General features: G+C 73.9%; 14 protein-coding genes. 11 read left to right on the top strand and 3 right to left on the bottom strand.

The window, feature by feature from the left end; translation table 11 throughout:
- Window positions 1–20: 20 nt before the first annotated feature.
- From pcrA to purN, 5 genes are all read left to right on the top strand, one after another.
- Window positions 21–2,663: a DNA helicase PcrA gene (gene pcrA, locus Q6350_RS00730; protein ID WP_304606801.1), complete on the top strand. Its 2,643-nt coding sequence runs from the start codon at window positions 21–23 to the stop codon at window positions 2,661–2,663.
- 210 nt (window positions 2,664–2,873) lie between these two features.
- Window positions 2,874–4,046, top strand: coding sequence for an ADP-forming succinate--CoA ligase subunit beta (sucC, locus tag Q6350_RS00725; RefSeq protein ID WP_304602467.1), 1,173 nt, complete (start codon window positions 2,874–2,876; stop codon window positions 4,044–4,046).
- A gap of 27 nt (window positions 4,047–4,073) precedes the next feature.
- Complete coding sequence (gene sucD, locus Q6350_RS00720; RefSeq protein WP_171246331.1) at window positions 4,074–4,970, top strand: succinate--CoA ligase subunit alpha; 897 nt, start codon at window positions 4,074–4,076, stop codon at window positions 4,968–4,970.
- A gap of 112 nt (window positions 4,971–5,082) precedes the next feature.
- Window positions 5,083–6,369 carry a DUF6350 family protein gene (locus Q6350_RS00715; protein ID WP_305064695.1) on the top strand — a complete coding sequence of 429 codons (1,287 nt, stop codon included), beginning with the start codon at window positions 5,083–5,085 and terminating at the stop codon, window positions 6,367–6,369.
- Between the two features lie 9 nt (window positions 6,370–6,378).
- Entirely contained in the window at window positions 6,379–7,020 is a 642-nt protein-coding gene (gene purN / locus Q6350_RS00710) for a phosphoribosylglycinamide formyltransferase (protein WP_304602465.1), read from the top strand.
- On the opposite strand, the gene Q6350_RS00705 is transcribed toward purN, so the two are convergent.
- Entirely contained in the window at window positions 7,021–7,578 is a 558-nt protein-coding gene (locus tag Q6350_RS00705) for a helix-turn-helix transcriptional regulator (RefSeq protein WP_171246329.1), read from the bottom strand.
- Window positions 7,579–7,651: 73 nt separating this feature from the next.
- Here Q6350_RS00705 and Q6350_RS00700 point away from each other — a divergent pair, with 73 nt between their 5' ends.
- The 4 genes from Q6350_RS00700 to purH all read left to right on the top strand — a co-directional run bounded on the left by Q6350_RS00700 (window position 7,652) and on the right by purH (window position 12,074).
- Entirely contained in the window at window positions 7,652–8,971 is a 1,320-nt protein-coding gene (locus Q6350_RS00700; RefSeq protein ID WP_305064693.1) for an MFS transporter, read from the top strand.
- 43 nt (window positions 8,972–9,014) lie between these two features.
- Window positions 9,015–9,488, top strand: a complete 474-nt coding sequence (locus tag Q6350_RS00695) for a hypothetical protein (protein ID WP_304606804.1) — start codon at window positions 9,015–9,017, stop codon at window positions 9,486–9,488.
- A 169-nt stretch (window positions 9,489–9,657) separates the two neighbouring features.
- Window positions 9,658–10,245: a helix-turn-helix domain-containing protein gene (locus Q6350_RS00690; RefSeq protein WP_304606805.1), complete on the top strand. Its 588-nt coding sequence runs from the start codon at window positions 9,658–9,660 to the stop codon at window positions 10,243–10,245.
- A 197-nt stretch (window positions 10,246–10,442) separates the two neighbouring features.
- Window positions 10,443–12,074, top strand: coding sequence for a bifunctional phosphoribosylaminoimidazolecarboxamide formyltransferase/IMP cyclohydrolase (purH, locus tag Q6350_RS00685; RefSeq protein WP_304602461.1), 1,632 nt, complete (start codon window positions 10,443–10,445; stop codon window positions 12,072–12,074).
- Between the two features lie 108 nt (window positions 12,075–12,182).
- Here the strand turns inward: purH and Q6350_RS00680 are convergent, their stop codons facing one another.
- Window positions 12,183–13,469, bottom strand: a complete 1,287-nt coding sequence (locus tag Q6350_RS00680; RefSeq protein ID WP_305064691.1) for an NAD(P)/FAD-dependent oxidoreductase — start codon at window positions 13,467–13,469, stop codon at window positions 12,183–12,185.
- An 82-nt stretch (window positions 13,470–13,551) separates the two neighbouring features.
- Here Q6350_RS00680 and Q6350_RS00675 point away from each other — a divergent pair, with 82 nt between their 5' ends.
- Window positions 13,552–13,881: a DUF3017 domain-containing protein gene (locus Q6350_RS00675; protein ID WP_171246324.1), complete on the top strand. Its 330-nt coding sequence runs from the start codon at window positions 13,552–13,554 to the stop codon at window positions 13,879–13,881.
- 34 nt (window positions 13,882–13,915) lie between these two features.
- On the opposite strand, the gene Q6350_RS00670 is transcribed toward Q6350_RS00675, so the two are convergent.
- Window positions 13,916–15,031, bottom strand: a complete 1,116-nt coding sequence (locus tag Q6350_RS00670; protein WP_305064688.1) for an aquaporin — start codon at window positions 15,029–15,031, stop codon at window positions 13,916–13,918.
- A 206-nt stretch (window positions 15,032–15,237) separates the two neighbouring features.
- Between Q6350_RS00670 and Q6350_RS00665 the strand changes: the two genes are divergently transcribed.
- Window positions 15,238–16,224: a malate dehydrogenase gene (locus tag Q6350_RS00665; protein WP_171245455.1), complete on the top strand. Its 987-nt coding sequence runs from the start codon at window positions 15,238–15,240 to the stop codon at window positions 16,222–16,224.
- The last annotated feature ends 54 nt before the right edge of the window (window positions 16,225–16,278 follow it).

The raw sequence follows: 16,278 nt of genomic DNA, 5'->3' as shown, positions 1-16,278 counted from the left end.
CCGCCTAGGCTGGGTGCGCCATGACTTCGCTCTTCGACAGCCTCTCGCTCCCCGGACTGGATCCGGCGCCCGCCGGCGACACCGCACGCCTGCCCACGACCGCACCGCGGTGGGACGACGGCGGCGCTCCGGACTGGGTGCCCGAGCCGCCTACGGAGCCGGGGGCGGGTGCCGGCGCCGACACCGAGGAGGCCGAGGCGCTGCTGGAGGGCCTGAACGAGCCGCAGCGCGAGGCCGTCGTGCACGCCGGGGCGCCCCTGCTCATCGTCGCCGGTGCGGGCTCGGGCAAGACGCGCGTGCTGACCCATCGCATCGCGCACCTGCTGGCGACCCGGCGCGCGCGGCCGGGGGAGATCCTGGCGATCACCTTCACGAACAAGGCCGCGGCCGAGATGCGCGAGCGGGTCGAGCAGCTCGTGGGGCCGGCGGCCCGGCGGATGTGGGTGTCCACGTTCCACTCCGCCTGCGTGCGCATCCTGCGCCGTGAGGCCACGACCCTGGGGCTGCGCTCCAGCTTCTCCATCTACGACGCGGCCGACTCCCAGCGGCTGATCACCCTCGTGTGCCGGGAGCTGGACCTCGACGTCAAGAAGTACCCGCCGCGCTCGCTGGCGCGGAAGATCAGCGACCTGAAGAACGAGCTGGTCGACCCGGACGCCTACGCGCAGCAGGCCGGTACCGACGCGACCGAGGAGGGGTGGCGCGAGCGGGCGGTGGCCGGCGGCGGGATCGCCGACGCCTCGGTGCCGGCGTTCGACACGGTGCTCGCCGACGTCTACCGGCGCTACCAGGCGCGGCTGGCACAGGCCAACGCGCTGGACTTCGACGACATCATCATGACGACGGTCAACCTGCTCCAGGCGTTCCCGAACGTCGCCGAGCACTACCGACGCCGGTTCCGGCACGTGCTGGTCGACGAGTACCAGGACACCAACCACGCGCAGTACGTCCTGGTGCGCGAGCTCGTCGGCGGCACGCCGGGGGACGAGCCCGGCCAGCAGGACGCGGTCCCGGCCGAGCTGACGGTGGTGGGTGACGCCGACCAGTCGATCTACGCCTTCCGCGGGGCCACGATCCGCAACATCGTCGAGTTCGAGCAGGACTACCCGGACGCGAGGACGATCCTGCTCGAGCAGAACTACCGCTCCACGCAGAGCATCCTGTCGGCCGCGAACGCCGTCATCGCGCGCAACACGGGTCGTCGTCCGAAGCGGCTGTGGACCGACGCCGGGGACGGGGCGAAGATCGTCGGCTACGTCGCCGACGACGAGCACCACGAGGCCCGGTTCGTCGCCGAGGAGATCGACCGGCTCGGGGACACCGCGGGCGTGCGTCCCGGCGACGTGGCGATCTTCTACCGCACGAACGCCCAGTCGCGGGCGCTGGAGGAGGTGCTGATCCGCGTCGGGCTGCCGTACAAGGTGGTCGGCGGGACCCGGTTCTACGAGCGCCGGGAGGTCAAGGACGCCGTCGCCTACCTGCGGGCGCTGGCCAACCCGGACGACGACGTCTCGGTGCGCCGGGTGCTCAACGTGCCCAAGCGGGGACTCGGGGACAAGGCCGAGTCGCTCGTGGCCGGGTTCGCCGCGGCGGAGCGCATCTCCTTCGGCGCCGCCCTGCAGCGCGTCGACGAGATCCCCGCCGTCACCACCCGCACGCTGAAGCCGCTGCGGGCGTTCGCCACGATGATGGCCGACCTGCGGGCGATGGTCGAGGACGACGCCACCCCGGCGGAGGTCCTCGGCGCGGTCCTGGACCGGACGGGGTACCTCGCCGAGCTGCGGGCCAGCGACGACCCGCAGGACGCCACCCGTGTCGAGAACCTCGCCGAGCTGCACGCCGTGGCCGCCGAGTTCACCGAGATGGACCCCGAGGGCGACCTGGCTGACTTCCTCGAGCGCGTCTCGCTGGTGGCCGACGCCGACCAGATCCCCGACGAGGACGTCGCCGACGGGGGCGCCGAGCACGCGCACGACGAGGAGCCGGTCGAGGACCCGGGCGTGGTCACCCTGATGACGCTGCACACGGCCAAGGGCCTGGAGTTCCCCGTCGTGTTCCTCACCGGCATGGAGGACGGCACCTTCCCGCACATGCGCTCGCTGCACGACGACGCCGAGCTGGCCGAGGAGCGGCGGCTCGCCTACGTGGGCATCACCCGGGCGCGCGAACGGCTCTACCTGTCGCGGGCGGGCACCCGCTCGGCGTTCGGGATGGCCAACGAGTTCCCGCCCAGCCGGTTCCTCGACGAGATCCCAGCCGAGCTCGTCGACTGGCGGCGGGCGGAGTCGGCCACGCAGACGTTGCGGCGCGGCGGCTCGACCTGGGGCGGCGGCGCCTACGGTGCCGGCCGCGCACCGGCACGCGCCGGGTCCGGTGCCGGGTCGCGGGCGGCGGCGGGGAAAGCGCCGTCGAGCGGTCCGCCGCGGCCGATCGGCCGGACGGGCGGCGGGTCCGGCGGGCCGCGGTTCGGGTCGGCGACACCGCGCCAGGACACCGACATCCCGTCGCTGGCGGTGGGGGACAAGGTCACCCACGACGCGTACGGGGCGGGCACTGTGGTCGGCCTGGAGGGGACCGGTCAGAATGCCGTGGCGAAGATCGACTTCGGTGCCGACGGCACGAAGCGCCTGCTGCTGCGTTTCAGCCCCGTCACCAAGCTGTAGGCGCGAAACGTCCGAGATGCCTGCCGCGGCGGGCGAGGGCGTCCCCCCGGGGCCTGTGGAATCGATCACGTCGAGGGGGCAGAATGCGCTGTGGGTGCCGTGGCCGGACGGCGGCGCACTACTCTGGAGCGCAGATGTCTTGACGTCGAGACATCGCTCAGGCCGGCCTCTGCCGACCCAGGGGCACAACCGATGGAAGGACGCAGCAGGGTGGACCTGTTCGAATACCAGGCTCGCGACATCTTCGAGAAGCACGGCGTGCCCGTGCTCGGCGGCGTCGTCGCGACGACGCCGGAAGAGGCTCGTGCGGGCGCAGAGAAGCTCGGCGGCGGCACTGTCGTCGTCAAGGCCCAGGTCAAGATCGGCGGCCGTGGCAAGGCCGGCGGTGTGAAGCTGGCGCACTCCCCCGAGGAGGCCGCCCAGAAGGCCGAGGAGATCCTCGGCATGGACATCAAGGGCCACACGGTCCACCGCGTCATGATCGCCGCCGGTGCGCAGATCGCCGAGGAGTACTACTTCTCGGTGCTCCTGGACCGCGCCAACCGCAACTACCTCGCCATGTGCTCCGTCGAGGGCGGCGTGGAGATCGAGGAGCTCGCCGTCGAGCGGCCCGAGGCGCTGGCCCGTGTCGCGGTCGACCCGGCCGTGGGCATCGACGCCGCCAAGGCGGCCGAGATCGTCGAGGCCGCCGGCTTCGACGCCGACGTCAAGGACAAGGTCGCCGCGGCGATCCAGCAGCTGTGGACCGTGTTCTCCGAGGAGGACGCGACCCTCGTCGAGGTCAACCCGCTGGTCAAGACCTCCCAGGGCGACATCATCGCCCTGGACGGCAAGGTCACGCTCGACGCCAACGCCGACTTCCGGCACCCGGACCACGCCGAGCTCGAGGACTCCGCCACCACGGACCCCCTGGAGGCGAAGGCGAAGGAGCACGACCTCAACTACGTCAAGCTCGACGGCGAGGTCGGCATCATCGGCAACGGCGCGGGGCTGGTCATGTCGACCCTCGACGTCGTCGCCTACGCCGGTGAGGCGCACGGCGGCGTCAAGCCCGCGAACTTCCTCGACATCGGCGGCGGCGCCAACGCGCAGGTCATGGCGGCCGGCCTCGACGTCATCCTGCACGACGAGCAGGTCAAGTCCGTGTTCGTGAACGTCTTCGGCGGCATCACCGCCTGCGACGAGGTCGCCAAGGGCATCGTCGGCGCGCTGGAGATCCTCGGCGACGAGGCGTCCAAGCCGCTGGTCGTCCGTCTCGACGGCAACAACGTCGAGAAGGGGCGCGCGATCCTCACCGAGGCTAACCACCCCCTCGTGACCCTTGCCGAGACCATGGACGGCGGCGCTGAGACGGCAGCAGCCAAGGCCGCCGCGACCGCCTGAGACGCCGGAAAGCGAAGATTCACTGACATGTCGATCTACCTGAACTCCGACTCCAAGATCATCGTCCAGGGCATCACCGGCGGCATGGGTGCCAAGCACACCGCCCTGATGCTCTCCTCCGGCGCCAACATCGTCGGCGGCGTCAACGCCCGCAAGGCCGGCCAGACGGTCGAGCACACCGACCACGAGGGCAACCCGGTCACGCTGCCGGTCTTCGGCTCGGTCAAGGAGGCCATGGCCGAGACCGGCGCCGACGTCTCGGTCGTCTTCGTGCCGCCGGCGTTCACCAAGGACGCCTGCGTGGAGGCCATCGACGCCGGTATCGGCCTCCTCGTGGTCATCACGGAGGGCGTGCCCGTCCAGGACACCGCCGAGGTCTTCGCCTACCTCGACGGCAAGGACACCCGGATGATCGGTCCGAACTGCCCCGGCATCATCACCCCGGGCGAGTCGCTGGCCGGCATCACCCCCCACACCATCACCGGCTCCGGCCCGATCGGTCTGGTCTCGAAGTCCGGCACGCTGACGTACCAGATGATGTACGAGCTGCGTGACCTGGGCTTCTCCACCGCGATCGGCATCGGCGGCGACCCGGTCATCGGGACGACGCACATCGACGCGCTCGAGGCGTTCGAGAACGACCCGGCCACCGAGGCGATCGTGATGATCGGCGAGATCGGCGGCGACGCCGAGGAGCGTGCCGCGGCCTACATCGCCGAGCACGTGACGAAGCCGGTCGTGGGCTACGTCGCGGGCTTCACCGCCCCGGAGGGCAAGACGATGGGCCACGCCGGCGCGATCGTCTCCGGCTCCTCCGGCACCGCCCAGGCGAAGAAGGAGGCCCTCGAGGCCGTCGGCGTCAAGGTCGGCAAGACGCCGTCCGAGACCGCCCGTCTCATGCGCGAGCTGCTGCAGAGCCGCTGAGCGTCCGACGCACCCGACGCCCGCCCCGCCCGCGCCTGCCGGGCCGGGCGGGCGTCGTCGTCCTCGGCGTGGCAGGGACCGGCGCCCGTCGGCCCCGGGTGACGATGGGCCGGTGAGCACCACCGCCAGCAGCCGCAACGCCCCCGTCGTCGAGCCGGAACCGACCCGCACCTTCCGGGACCGGTTCACCCTGGCCTCCTCGGGGGTGTGGGCGGCGCTGCAGGCCGCCGGGCTGTCCTACGCGGTCGTCGCGCTGCTGGCGGTGGCGGCGGTGCTGGACTCCCCGAGCGCGTCCGGGTCCGACGGCGGCCTGGGGGCCGGCGGGACGGCGGCGACCGGCCTGTGGCTGCTGGGGCACGGTGTGCCCCTCGCGGCGGCCGGTGCGACGGTGACCGTCGTGCCGCTCGGGCTGACCGCCCTGGCGCTGTTCGTCACGCACGTCACCGCCAAGCGGTCGGCGGTGCCGACGCTGGCCGCGTGGCTCGGGGGCACGATCACCTACACGCTGGCCCTCGTGGCGGCGACGGTCGTGCTGGCGGCCGGTGCCTCCCCGTCGCCGGCGGTCGGTGAGGTCGCGGTCCAGGTCGGCGCCGCCGTCCTGGGCGGTGTCGTGCTGGGCGGGGGCGGGTTCGCCCTCGGCATGTTCTCGGCGCCGGACGGCCCGCTGCTCGCCGGGCTGACACCGCGGCTGGACCCCGTCCTGCCGGACACGGCGCGGCTCGGGCTGCGGGCGGGACTGGTGGGGCTCGGCCTGCTGACCGCGCTGGGCGGGGTGCTGACGACGGTCTGGATCGTCCTCGGGCGAGGGACCGCCGCCGAGGTCGCGGCGGGTCTGGGCGGGAGCTGGTTCGCCGTCGTCGTGCTGCTGCTCACCCAGGCGGCCCTGGTCCCGAACCTGGTGCTCTGGTCGACGGCGTGGCTCGCCGGCCCGGGGTTCGCGGTCGGTGCGGACAGCACCTTTTCGGCGGCGGCGACCGACGCCGGCCCCCTGCCGGGGCTGCCGCTGCTCGGCGTGCTGCCGGGCCCGGCCTGGTCGACACCGGTCGCGCAGTGGACGCCGGTGCTGGTCGTCGGCTGCGGTGCGGCGGCGGGGTGGTTCGCCTGGCGCCGGCTCGAGCCGAACCTCGTCCGGGTGCCCGACCTGGCCTGGATCGCCGGCGGCGTGGCCGTCGCCGCCGGCGCGGTGACCGTCGTGCTCCAGCAGGTCGCCGGCGGGTCCGCCGGCGCGGAGCGGTTCGCGGTCGTGGGCGCCGACGCCTGGGTGACGGGCGGGGTCGTCGCGGCCGAGATCGGTGGCGGGGCGGTGCTGGTGCTGCTCGGGGCCGTCGCGCACCGGTGGCTGGCCGCCCGGAGATCACCGGCCGCGCCGGACGACGGGAGCACCCCGGCGGGGACGTAGGGTGGGCGCGTGCAGACACCGTCCGGCCATCCTGTACCACCCACGTCCGGCGCGCGCCTCGTCGTGCTCGCCTCGGGCGGTGGGTCGAACCTCGCGGCGCTGCTGGCCGCGCACGAGGACGAGGCGTACGGCGCCCGGGTGGTCGGGGTCGTCTCCGACCGGCCCGACGCCGGGGCCCTGGACCTGGCCCGGGACGCCGGGGTGGCGTCGGTGGCGGTCTCGCCGGCCGACTTCGCCGACCGCGCCGCCTGGGACCGGGGGATCACGGAGGCGGTGGACGTCTTCCGGCCCGACTGGGTGGTGCTGGCCGGATTCATGCGGATCCTGTCCCCGGACTTCCTGGCCCGCTTCCCGGGCCGGGTCGTCAACACGCACCCGGCGCTGCTGCCGTCGTTCCCCGGGGCGCACGGCGTGCGCGACGCGCTCGCCTACGGCGTGAAGATGACCGGCTGCACGGTGCACGTGGTCGACGACGGCGTGGACACCGGGCCGATCATCGCCCAGGCGGCCGTGCCCGTCCTGGACGACGACGAGGAGTCGGCGCTGCACGAGCGGATCAAGGTCGCCGAGCGGTCGCTGCTCGTGGAGACCGTCGGGCGCGTGGCCCGGGAGGGGCTGCGCGTCGAGGGCCGCCGCGCCGCCATCGGCTGATCAGCCCTCGTCGCGAGGACCGAGCGCCAGGAGGACCTGGTAGGCGTCGCGGGGGGCGTCCGGGTCCTGCCGTGCTCGCGAGAACGCGCGGTCGGCCCACTTCTCGTGGAACGCGACGAGCTCGTCCCGGAACGCACGGGCCTCGTCGGGGGTCAGCGACACGTTGTTGATCACGAGCGCACGGCGCTTGGTGCCCTCGTCGGCGGGCCCGCCGTCGTTCGCCGTCGTGAAGAGCCGCTCGACCCAGGCCAGCGCGGGTCGCAGGATCTCCGTGGCGGTGCCGGCGGTCCCCGGCTCGACCCGGAAGTTCTCGGCGACGGGCCGCCAGACGCGGTCGCGCCCGTCGCGCGCCAGCTCCGGCGCCTCCACGACCATCCCGGCCTTCGCGAGCGTGCGCAGGTGGAAGCTGACCGAGTTGGCCGGGGCGTCGACGGACCGCGCGAGGTCGGCCGCCCGGGCGTGCCCTGCCACGACGAGGTCCATGAGGATGCGCTGACGCAGCGGGTGGGCGATCGCCTTCAGCGCCTCCGGGGTCTGCACCAGGAACGTGTCCTCCATGCCACGGAGTTTATCAACGACTATTGCGCAAGAACTATTGCGCAATAACAGGTGCGCACGTACTGTTGCGCAGGTGACCACCCTCGCCGACCCGACCTCGGGACACCCGCCGCGCAGCCTCCTGGCCAACCGTTCCTACCTGCTCGTGATGTCCGGCCTCACGGCGCAGGCCTTCGGGGCGGGCATGGCGGCGTTCGCCGTGCCGCTGCTGGCCTACGCCGTGACCGGCTCCGTCTGGCAGGCAGGGGTGATCTCCGCCGTCGGGCACGCCGGAGCCCTTCTCGCCACCCTGCCCGCGGGTGTCGTCGCGGACCGGGTGGACCGCCGTCGCCTCGTCGTCGTGGCGGCGACGGTGGCGGCCCTGGCGTGGGCGAGCGGCGCCGTCGCGGTGCTGGCCGGGACGCTCGGGGCGTGGCACCTGATGGCGTTGCTGCTCGTCTCCTCCGTCGCCGGGTCCTTCGTCGACCCGGCGGTGGCCGGTGCCTTCCGCTCCGTCGTGCCGCAGGACCAGCTCGCGACCGCCTATGCCGCGGCCCAGGGCCGGGACGCGGCGGCCGGTCTCGCCGCCGGGCCGATCGGCGGGCTGCTCTACGGCATCGCGCACGCCGTGCCGCTGGTCGCCGGGGCCGTCGGGCACCTGATGACCGCGCTCTGCACCTGGCTGGTGCGCGAGCCGCTGCACGCCGACCTCGCCGAGGCGCGGGGCACCCGACCCCTCGCCGCGTTGCGCGAGGGGCTGCGGTACGTGTGGTCGGTCCCGCTGTTCCGGATCTGCCTGGGGCTGTTCGCGGTCATCAACGTGGCCATCAACGCGCTGCTGGTGGCGATCACGCTCGACCTGACCGCCGACGGCACGCCGGCGGCGCAGATCGGCCTGCTGTCCGGCACCGCCGGGGCGTCGATGCTGGTCGGTGCGCTCCTCGCGCCGGCCGTGGTCGCGAGGGTGCGCGTGGGTGTGGTCACGCCGCTCTCGCTGGCGATGGTGGCCGTGTCCGCCGTCGTCATGGCCGCGACCCAGGACTTCGTGGTCCTCGTGGTGGCGCTCGGCCTCGGCGTGCTCGGGGTGCCGGCGGCGAACGCCGGCCTGGCCGGGTACGTCGCCGCCATCACCCCGCCGCAGATGCAGGGCCGGCTCTCCTCGGTCCTGGAGCTGTCCGGGGTCGTCGCGCTGCCGTCGGCGCCCCTGGTCGGTGCGGGGCTGCTGGCCTCGGCCGGGTTGCCGACGACGCTCGTCGTCCTCGCCGGGGTGCTCGGCGTCGCGGTGGTGGGCGTGTGGTGCGCCCGGCCCGTGCGTCGGATCGGGCTGCCCGCGAGCTGGGCCGACGACGCGATCGAGGTCGTCCGCCCACCCCTTGGCCACGGTGCGGGTGCACCGGGGCCGACGGAGGCTTGAAGTGAGGCCGACGTGGCCTCGGTCATCCGCCGGGAGGTGCGTCATGACGAACCTGTGGGAGTTCTTCACGAACAAGAGCGAGGAGGCCAAGGGCGACGCCGTGGTGGAGGGCAACGCCTTCAGTCTGACCAAGGTGCTGGTGGTCCTGGTACCCGTCGTCACGTCGGTGGGTACCTGGGCGGTGAACCAGCTGAGGGAGGTGGAGTTCAGCTCAGGACAGATCACGGCGATGGTGATCGCCGTCATCGCGTTCGTGGCCGTGGCCGTCGCTGCCGACGTCCTCGCGCGTGCGGTCGCGACGTCGGCCGAGAGGATGGCCGGCGGTCGCCTGCACGTGGTGAACCTCAAGACGCCCATCCAGGGGCGCCTCGAGAACACGGGGCGAGACGAGAAGGTGTCCGTGATCGCGATCGCGGACGCGGACCCGCTCGAGTACCTGGTCCTGCACACCGGGTCCGACGGTTCCAGGACGGCAACCCTGGAGCCGTTCGACAAGGTGGAGCTGGGTGTCAACTGACGATGCTCCGGAGCGCTGCGCTCCGACGGGTTCGTGAGACGTCCAGCACGGAGCGACGCACCACGCCGTCGGCACCTTCCAGGGGGCCGGCGGCGTGATCATGTGCCGGCTGCGCGGCCGCGAGGTCACCGGACGACGGCGTCCGGTCTGCTGTGTCTAGAGTGGCACCGTGGCCACGTCGGTGAGCAAGGACGGCAGGCGGTCCAACCAGGGGCCGAGGGTCGCCGCGCGCAACCGCGCGGCGCTGCTGGCGGCAGCACGCGAGATCTTCGCCCGGTACGGGGCCGACGCCCCCCTGAACTCGGTCGCCCGGAGGGCAGGGGTCGGCCAGGGGAGCCTGTACCGGCACTTCCCTGACCGTCTGGCGCTGGTCCTCGCGCTGTTCGAGGAGCAGGTCTCGACCGTGGAGGAGCGGGCCGCGGACCCCGACGCGACCCTGCCGGACCTGCTGGGGCTGATCACGCGGCACGCCATCGACTCGGTGGTGAGCATCGACCTGGCGACGAGCGACCCGGAGGCCGGTCCGGACCCCCGGCTCCTGGACCTGACGGCGCGGCTCGCCGTCGTCGTGGGAACCCGGCTGGACGCCGCCCAGGAGCGCGGTGACGTGCCTCCTGGGACAGAGGTCGAGGACGTCCTGCTCGGCATCGAGATGGTCGCCTCCGCGCTGACCCGGTGCCCGTCCTGGGAGCGCGAGCAGTACGCCGTGCGCGCCTGGCGCCTGCTGGGGTTCGAGGTCGTGCCGGCGCCGCGCTGACCGCACGGGTCCCGGCCGGGTGCCGCACCGGTTCCCCGTCGGCGCGGCCGCGCCGGTAGGATCGGCCCCGGTCGTGACTGGCGAGGGTGGAGCCACCACCGGGGAGCGGCCGACTCGGCCCCCGTCGAGCCACACCGTGCGCGCCGCCCGCCTGGGTGCCAGGGTTTCCGCGAAGGTCCGACCCCGAGGAGACCATGATGTCCGGTGCCCACCCCGCACCCTCGACCCCCGACGTCCAGCTCGCCGACGACGCCCGCCGCCCGATCCGTCGGGCGCTGCTGAGCGTCTACGACAAGACCGGCCTCGCCGAGCTCGCCACCGCCCTGCACGGCGCCGGCGTCGAGCTGGTGTCCACCGGCTCGACCGCGGCGCGGATCGCCGACGCGGGAGTGCCCGTCACCCGCGTCGAGGAGCTCACCGGGTTCCCCGAGTGCCTCGAGGGTCGCGTCAAGACCCTGCACCCGCGGGTGCACGCCGGCATCCTCGCCGACACCCGCAAGCAGGACCACCTGGACCAGCTCCGCGACCTCGAGATCGAGCCCTTCGACCTCGTCGTGGTGAACCTGTACCCGTTCGCCGACACCGTCGCGTCGGGAGCCGCTCCCGACGCCGTCGTCGAGCAGATCGACATCGGCGGCCCCTCGATGGTCCGCGCCGCCGCGAAGAACCACCCGAGCGTCGCCGTCGTCGTCGACCCGGCCCGGTACGACGACGTCACCGCCGCCGCGCGGGCGGGCGGGTTCACGTTCGCCGAGCGCAAGCGCCTCGCCGCCGCGGCCTTCGCGCACACCGCGACCTACGACGTCGCCGTCTCGGCGTGGTTCGCCGGCGCCTACGCTCCCGACGAGGCCGCGACCACGTCCGGCATGCCCGACGTCGTCGGTGCGACCTACGAGCGCTCCGACGTGCTGCGCTACGGCGAGAACCCGCACCAGGGTGCCGCGCTGTACACCCGCACCGACGGTGCGACGGGTCTGGCCCAGGCCACCCAGCTGCACGGCAAGGCGATGAGCTACAACAACTACGTCGACGCCGACGCCGCGTGGCGGGCCGCCCACGACCACGCCGACCCGGCCGTGGCGATCATCAAGCACGCCAACCCCTGCGGCATCGCCGTCGGGGCCGACGTCGCCCAGGCGCACGCCCGCGCCCACGCCACCGACCCGGTGTCCGCGTTCGGCGGCGTCATCGCGGCCAACCGGACGGTCACGAAGGCCGCCGCCGAGCAGATCGCCCCGGTCTTCACCGAGGTCGTCGTGGCGCCGGGCTTCGAGCCCGAGGCGCTCGAGGTGCTGCAGGCCAAGAAGAACATCCGCCTGCTCGTGGTCGAGGGCGCCCCGGAGGCACCTGCCGAGACGCGGCCGATCTCCGGCGGCCTGCTCGTCCAGGCGGTCGACCGGTTCCAGGCCGCCGGCGACGACCCGGCGTCCTGGACGCTGGCCTCCGGCGAGCCCGCCGACGAGGCGACGTTGGCCGACCTCGCCTTCGCGTGGCGTGCCGTGCGTGCCGCGAAGTCCAACGCGATCCTGCTCGCCGCCGACGGTGCCGCCGTCGGGATCGGCATGGGGCAGGTCAACCGGGTGGACTCCTGCCGGCTGTCGGTGGAGCGGGCCAACTCCCTCGCCGAGGGTGCCGAGCGCGCACGCGGCGCCGTCGCGGCGAGCGACGCCTTCTTCCCGTTCGCCGACGGGCTGCAGGTGCTGCTCGACGCCGGCGTGCGCGCCGTCGTCCAGCCCGGCGGGTCGATCCGGGACGAGGAGGTCGTCGAGGCGGCGAAGGCCGCGGGCGTCACGATGTACCTGACGGGGACGCGGCACTTCGCCCACTGACCCGTCGCCGCATCGAGCGTGCTGGAACGGTCCCTCATCACCGCTGATGGGGGACCGTTCCAGCACGCACGACGGCCGCAGGGGGTCGTGAGGGGGGCCCTCAGGGGGTCAGGTCACGACGGCGGTGCGCAGCTTGACGGCCGGGTCGGCGGCCCGCTCCAGGTCGAGGTGCAGGGGTCCGGGGCGGTTCATCGCCCGGCGGACCGCCCCGACCTCCTTCGGGGAGTCCACGAGCAGCACCGCCCGGACGGCGGCGTCGTGCGTCGACGTGCCGTCGTCCGGGTGCGGGTCGGTCCAGAACGCCGCCCACGGGCCCTCGCCGGGGGTGCCCCGCCACGCCGCCGGCGCACCCTCGGGCAGGCCGAACAGTGCCAGGTCGTGCCCGAGCTGTCGGGAGAACACGTAGGGCGCGTGCGGCGGCTCGACGGGCAGCCCCAGCATCGCCCGGGCCGTGGCGTCCGGGTCGTGCAACGCGGCCGACCAGTGACCGCCGGGGACCACACCGAGCTCCGGGTGCGGGCGCGAGGCCACGTCGCCCACGGCCCACACGCCGTCGACGCCCGGCACCGCACCCCCGGCGTCGACGAGCAGCCCGCCGGTCGGGTCGAAGACCGTCTCGGGGAAGGTCTCGCGCAGCCAGGCGGTCGCGGGGCGCGCGCCGACGGCGACCAGCACGACGTCGGCCGTGACCTCCTCGCCGGAGGCGAGGATGACGCCGTCACGGCGGACGGCGGCGGCCCGCGACCCGACGCGCAGCCGGACGCCCGCCGCGGCGTACCACGGCGCCAGGTGGTCGCCGACCTCCGTGCCGAGCTGGCGCGCCAGCGGCGCCTCGTCCGCCTCGACGACCGTGACGTCCACGCCGGCGCCGGCGGCCACGCCGGCGATCTCCGCGCCGATCCAGCCCGCGCCGACGATCACGAGCCGGGCGCCGGGACGCAGGTCGCGCCGGAGCCGGTCCGCGTCGGCGGCGGTGTGCAGCACGTCCGCGTCCCAGCCCGGCGGCAGCACCGGCCGCGACCCGCAGGCCAGCACCACGGCGTCGGGGGCGAACCGGTCGCCGGACCGTGTCGTCAGGACCGGGCCGGGTGCGACGGAGACCGCCGGGTCGGCGAGCCGGACCTCGTCGGCCAGGGCGTCGAGGTCGACCCCGAGGTCGTCGCGCAGCCACAGCGGTTGCGGCCGGGACAGCAGCTCCTTCGACAGCGGAGGCCGGTCGTACGGCGGCAGCCCCTCCTCCCCGAGGACGGTCAGGCGCCCGTCGAAGCCGTGGGTGCGCAGGGCCGTGGCCGTCTGGGCGCCGGCCAGACCGGCTCCGACGACGACGACGGAGCGCGGTGGCCGGGAGGTCCGGGGCCGGGAGGTCGCGGCGGGGGAGTCGTGGCTGGATGGCACCCGACCAACCTATCCGGGCTGCGACGGCGTCCTCGCGTCGCGGGCGACGGTTGTGCCTGGTCGGCCAGGTAGTCTCGAGGCCGTGGTTCCCGACACCCCGCACCCCGCGCGGCCGCCCTGGCACGCCCTCGACGCCGGTCCTCGGCAGCATCGTGACGCGCGCAGCCCGGTGCCGGCGATCCTGGTGGTGCTCGCCGGGATCCTGCTGGCCGTCCTGCTCGGGCTGCTCGTCGGTGCCCGCGTGGGCTCCCTGACGATCGCCGGCACCCTGGCGGTGGCCGGCACCTGGCGGGCCGTCGCGCCGGGAGGGCCCGCGGGGCTGGCGATCAGGAGCCGTGGCTTCGACGTCTTCCTGTGCTGGTCGGCCGCGACCGTCGTCGCCGTGCTGGCCCTCACCGCGCCGGGCGTCTAGCACCTCCCGCACGACGAACGCCGGGGACGTCGGCTCAGGACGTCTTCGAGGAGTCCGTGCCGTCGTCGTCGGTGGCGTCCTTCTCGGTCGCCTTCTCGTCGGTGTCGTCGGTGGTGTCCTTCTCGGTCGCCTCCTCGTCGGTGACGTCCGTGTCGGTCGCCTTCTCGTCGGTCGTGGTCTCATCCGACGTGGTCTCGTCCGACGGGACGTCCGCGCCGGCGGTGGGCCGCTCGGGGGTCACGGCGTCCTCGGTCGTCACCGCTGCCGCCGTGGCGGAGGCGACCGCCGCGGCGGTCGCGGCCTCGGTGGTGCCCGCGGCGGTGCCGGGCTGCTCGCCCCAGCCCTCGACCGGCGTCGTCGTGCCCATCGGGGCGAACGCCCGCGCGAAGAGCGCCGCGAGGGCCGCGCCGACGAGCGGGGCCACCAGGAACAGCCACAGCTGGCCGAAGCCGCCGCTCGCGGTCCAGGCGTCGGGGGAGATCACCGAGGCCAGGGACCGGGCCGGGTTCAGCCCGGTGTTCGTGACCAGCCAGGACACGATGTGCAGCGCGGTGAGGGTGAGGCCGATGACCACCGCCGGGTAGGTGATGTTGGCGCGCACGTTCGTCACGCCGAGGATCACGCCGACGAAGATCGCGGCGATGACCACCTCGACGATCGCGGCGGTGCCCAGGTCGAAGGTCACCTGGCCCTGGGACAGCTGCGCCAGCGGCGACTGGTCGCCGTATCCGTTGGCGGTGTCGGCGAGGACGGCACCGACGTTCGCCGCGCCGATCGCCGCCGGGAAGGTGCTCGGGACGATGAGCAGCATCAGCGCACCGGCGGCTGCGCCGCCGACGAGCTGGGCCACCCAGTACGGCAGCAGGTCGACCCACCGGGACCGTCCGGCCAGGGTGAGACCGAAGGTCACGGCCGGGTTGAAGTGCCCGCCGGACAGGTGGCCGACGGCGGCGATGACCGCCATGAGGGAGATGCCGGCGGCGAGGGCGATCGGGATGATCGATCCCTGGTTCACGAAGTTGAAGGTCGCCGTGCCGAGGATCGCGAGGACCAGGACGAAGGTGCCGAAGGCCTCCGCGGTCATGCGGGTGAAGAGTCGGGCCCGTGGCGTCGTCCCGACGTCCGGTGCTGTCACGGTCTGCGCGGCCATGGAGGTGTCCTTTGCTCGTGTCGAGAAGTGTGCGGGCGCCGCCCGGGGCGCCGCGGCGATGCTGGCAGCGGTCCCTGAACGCGACCTGAACGCCGCGCGGGCGAACGCTGCCACCGGGGTGCACCGTACCGCGCCTCGTCGGCCGGTCTCCGGGACACCGGCGCGCAAGGGATGACGTGCGCCCCCGGGTAGGCCAGAGTGGGGCCATGAGGACTCCTGTGAACGTCACCGTGACCGGAGCCGCCGGTCAGATCGGGTACGCGCTGCTGTTCCGCATCGCCTCGGGCGCGATGCTCGGCCCGGACACCCCCGTGCGGCTGAAGCTTCTCGAGATCCCCCAGGGTGTCAAGGCGGCGGAGGGCACCGCGATGGAGCTCGACGACTGCGCCTTCCCCCTGCTCGCCGGGATCGACATCGACGACGACGCCGGGCGGGCGTTCGACGGTGCGAACGTCGCGCTGCTGGTCGGGGCCCGTCCCCGGGGCGCCGGCATGGAGCGGGCCGACCTGCTCGAGGCCAACGGCGGGATCTTCGGTCCGCAGGGCAAGGCCATCAACGACGGCGCCGCCGACGACGTGCGGGTCCTCGTGGTCGGCAACCCGGCCAACACCAACGCGCTCATCGCCGCCGCGCACGCCCCCGACGTGCCCGCCGACCGGTTCACCGCGATGACCCGGCTGGACCACAACCGTGCGCTGTCGCAGGTCGCGCACAAGGCCGGGGTCCCGGTCGCGGAGGTGCGCCGCCTGACCATCTGGGGCAACCACTCGGCCACGCAGTACCCCGACCTGTTCCACGCCGACGTCGCCGGCACCCCCGGCGGCACGCTGACGGCCGACAAGGCCTGGCTGACCGACGACTTCATCCCGACGGTGGCCAAGCGCGGCGCGGCGATCATCGACGCCCGCGGTGCCTCGTCGGCGGCGTCGGCCGCCAACGCCGCCATCGACCACGTCCACGACTGGGTGCACGGCACCCCGGCGGGCGACTGGACCAGCGCCGGGATCGTGTCCCGCGGTGAGTACGGCGTGCCGGAGGGGCTTGTGTGCTCCTACCCGGTCACGGCGTCGGACGGCGCCTGGCACGTCGTCGAGGACCTCGAGATCGACGACTTCTCCCGCGAGCGGATCGACGCCAGCGTGGCCGAGCTGGCCGCCGAGCGGGACACGGTGCGGTCGCTCGGACTCGTCTGACGGGTCGTCCCGTCGGTCGGCCCGCCGGGACCCGGCCTCGTCCCCTCCCGCGGT

It is taken from the genome of Isoptericola sp. b515, from assembly GCF_030588125.1.
Classification (GTDB): domain Bacteria; phylum Actinomycetota; class Actinomycetes; order Actinomycetales; family Cellulomonadaceae; genus Isoptericola; species Isoptericola sediminis.
Note: the sequence above shows the minus strand (reverse complement) of the source record. Positions and strands in the feature narration are given on the sequence as shown.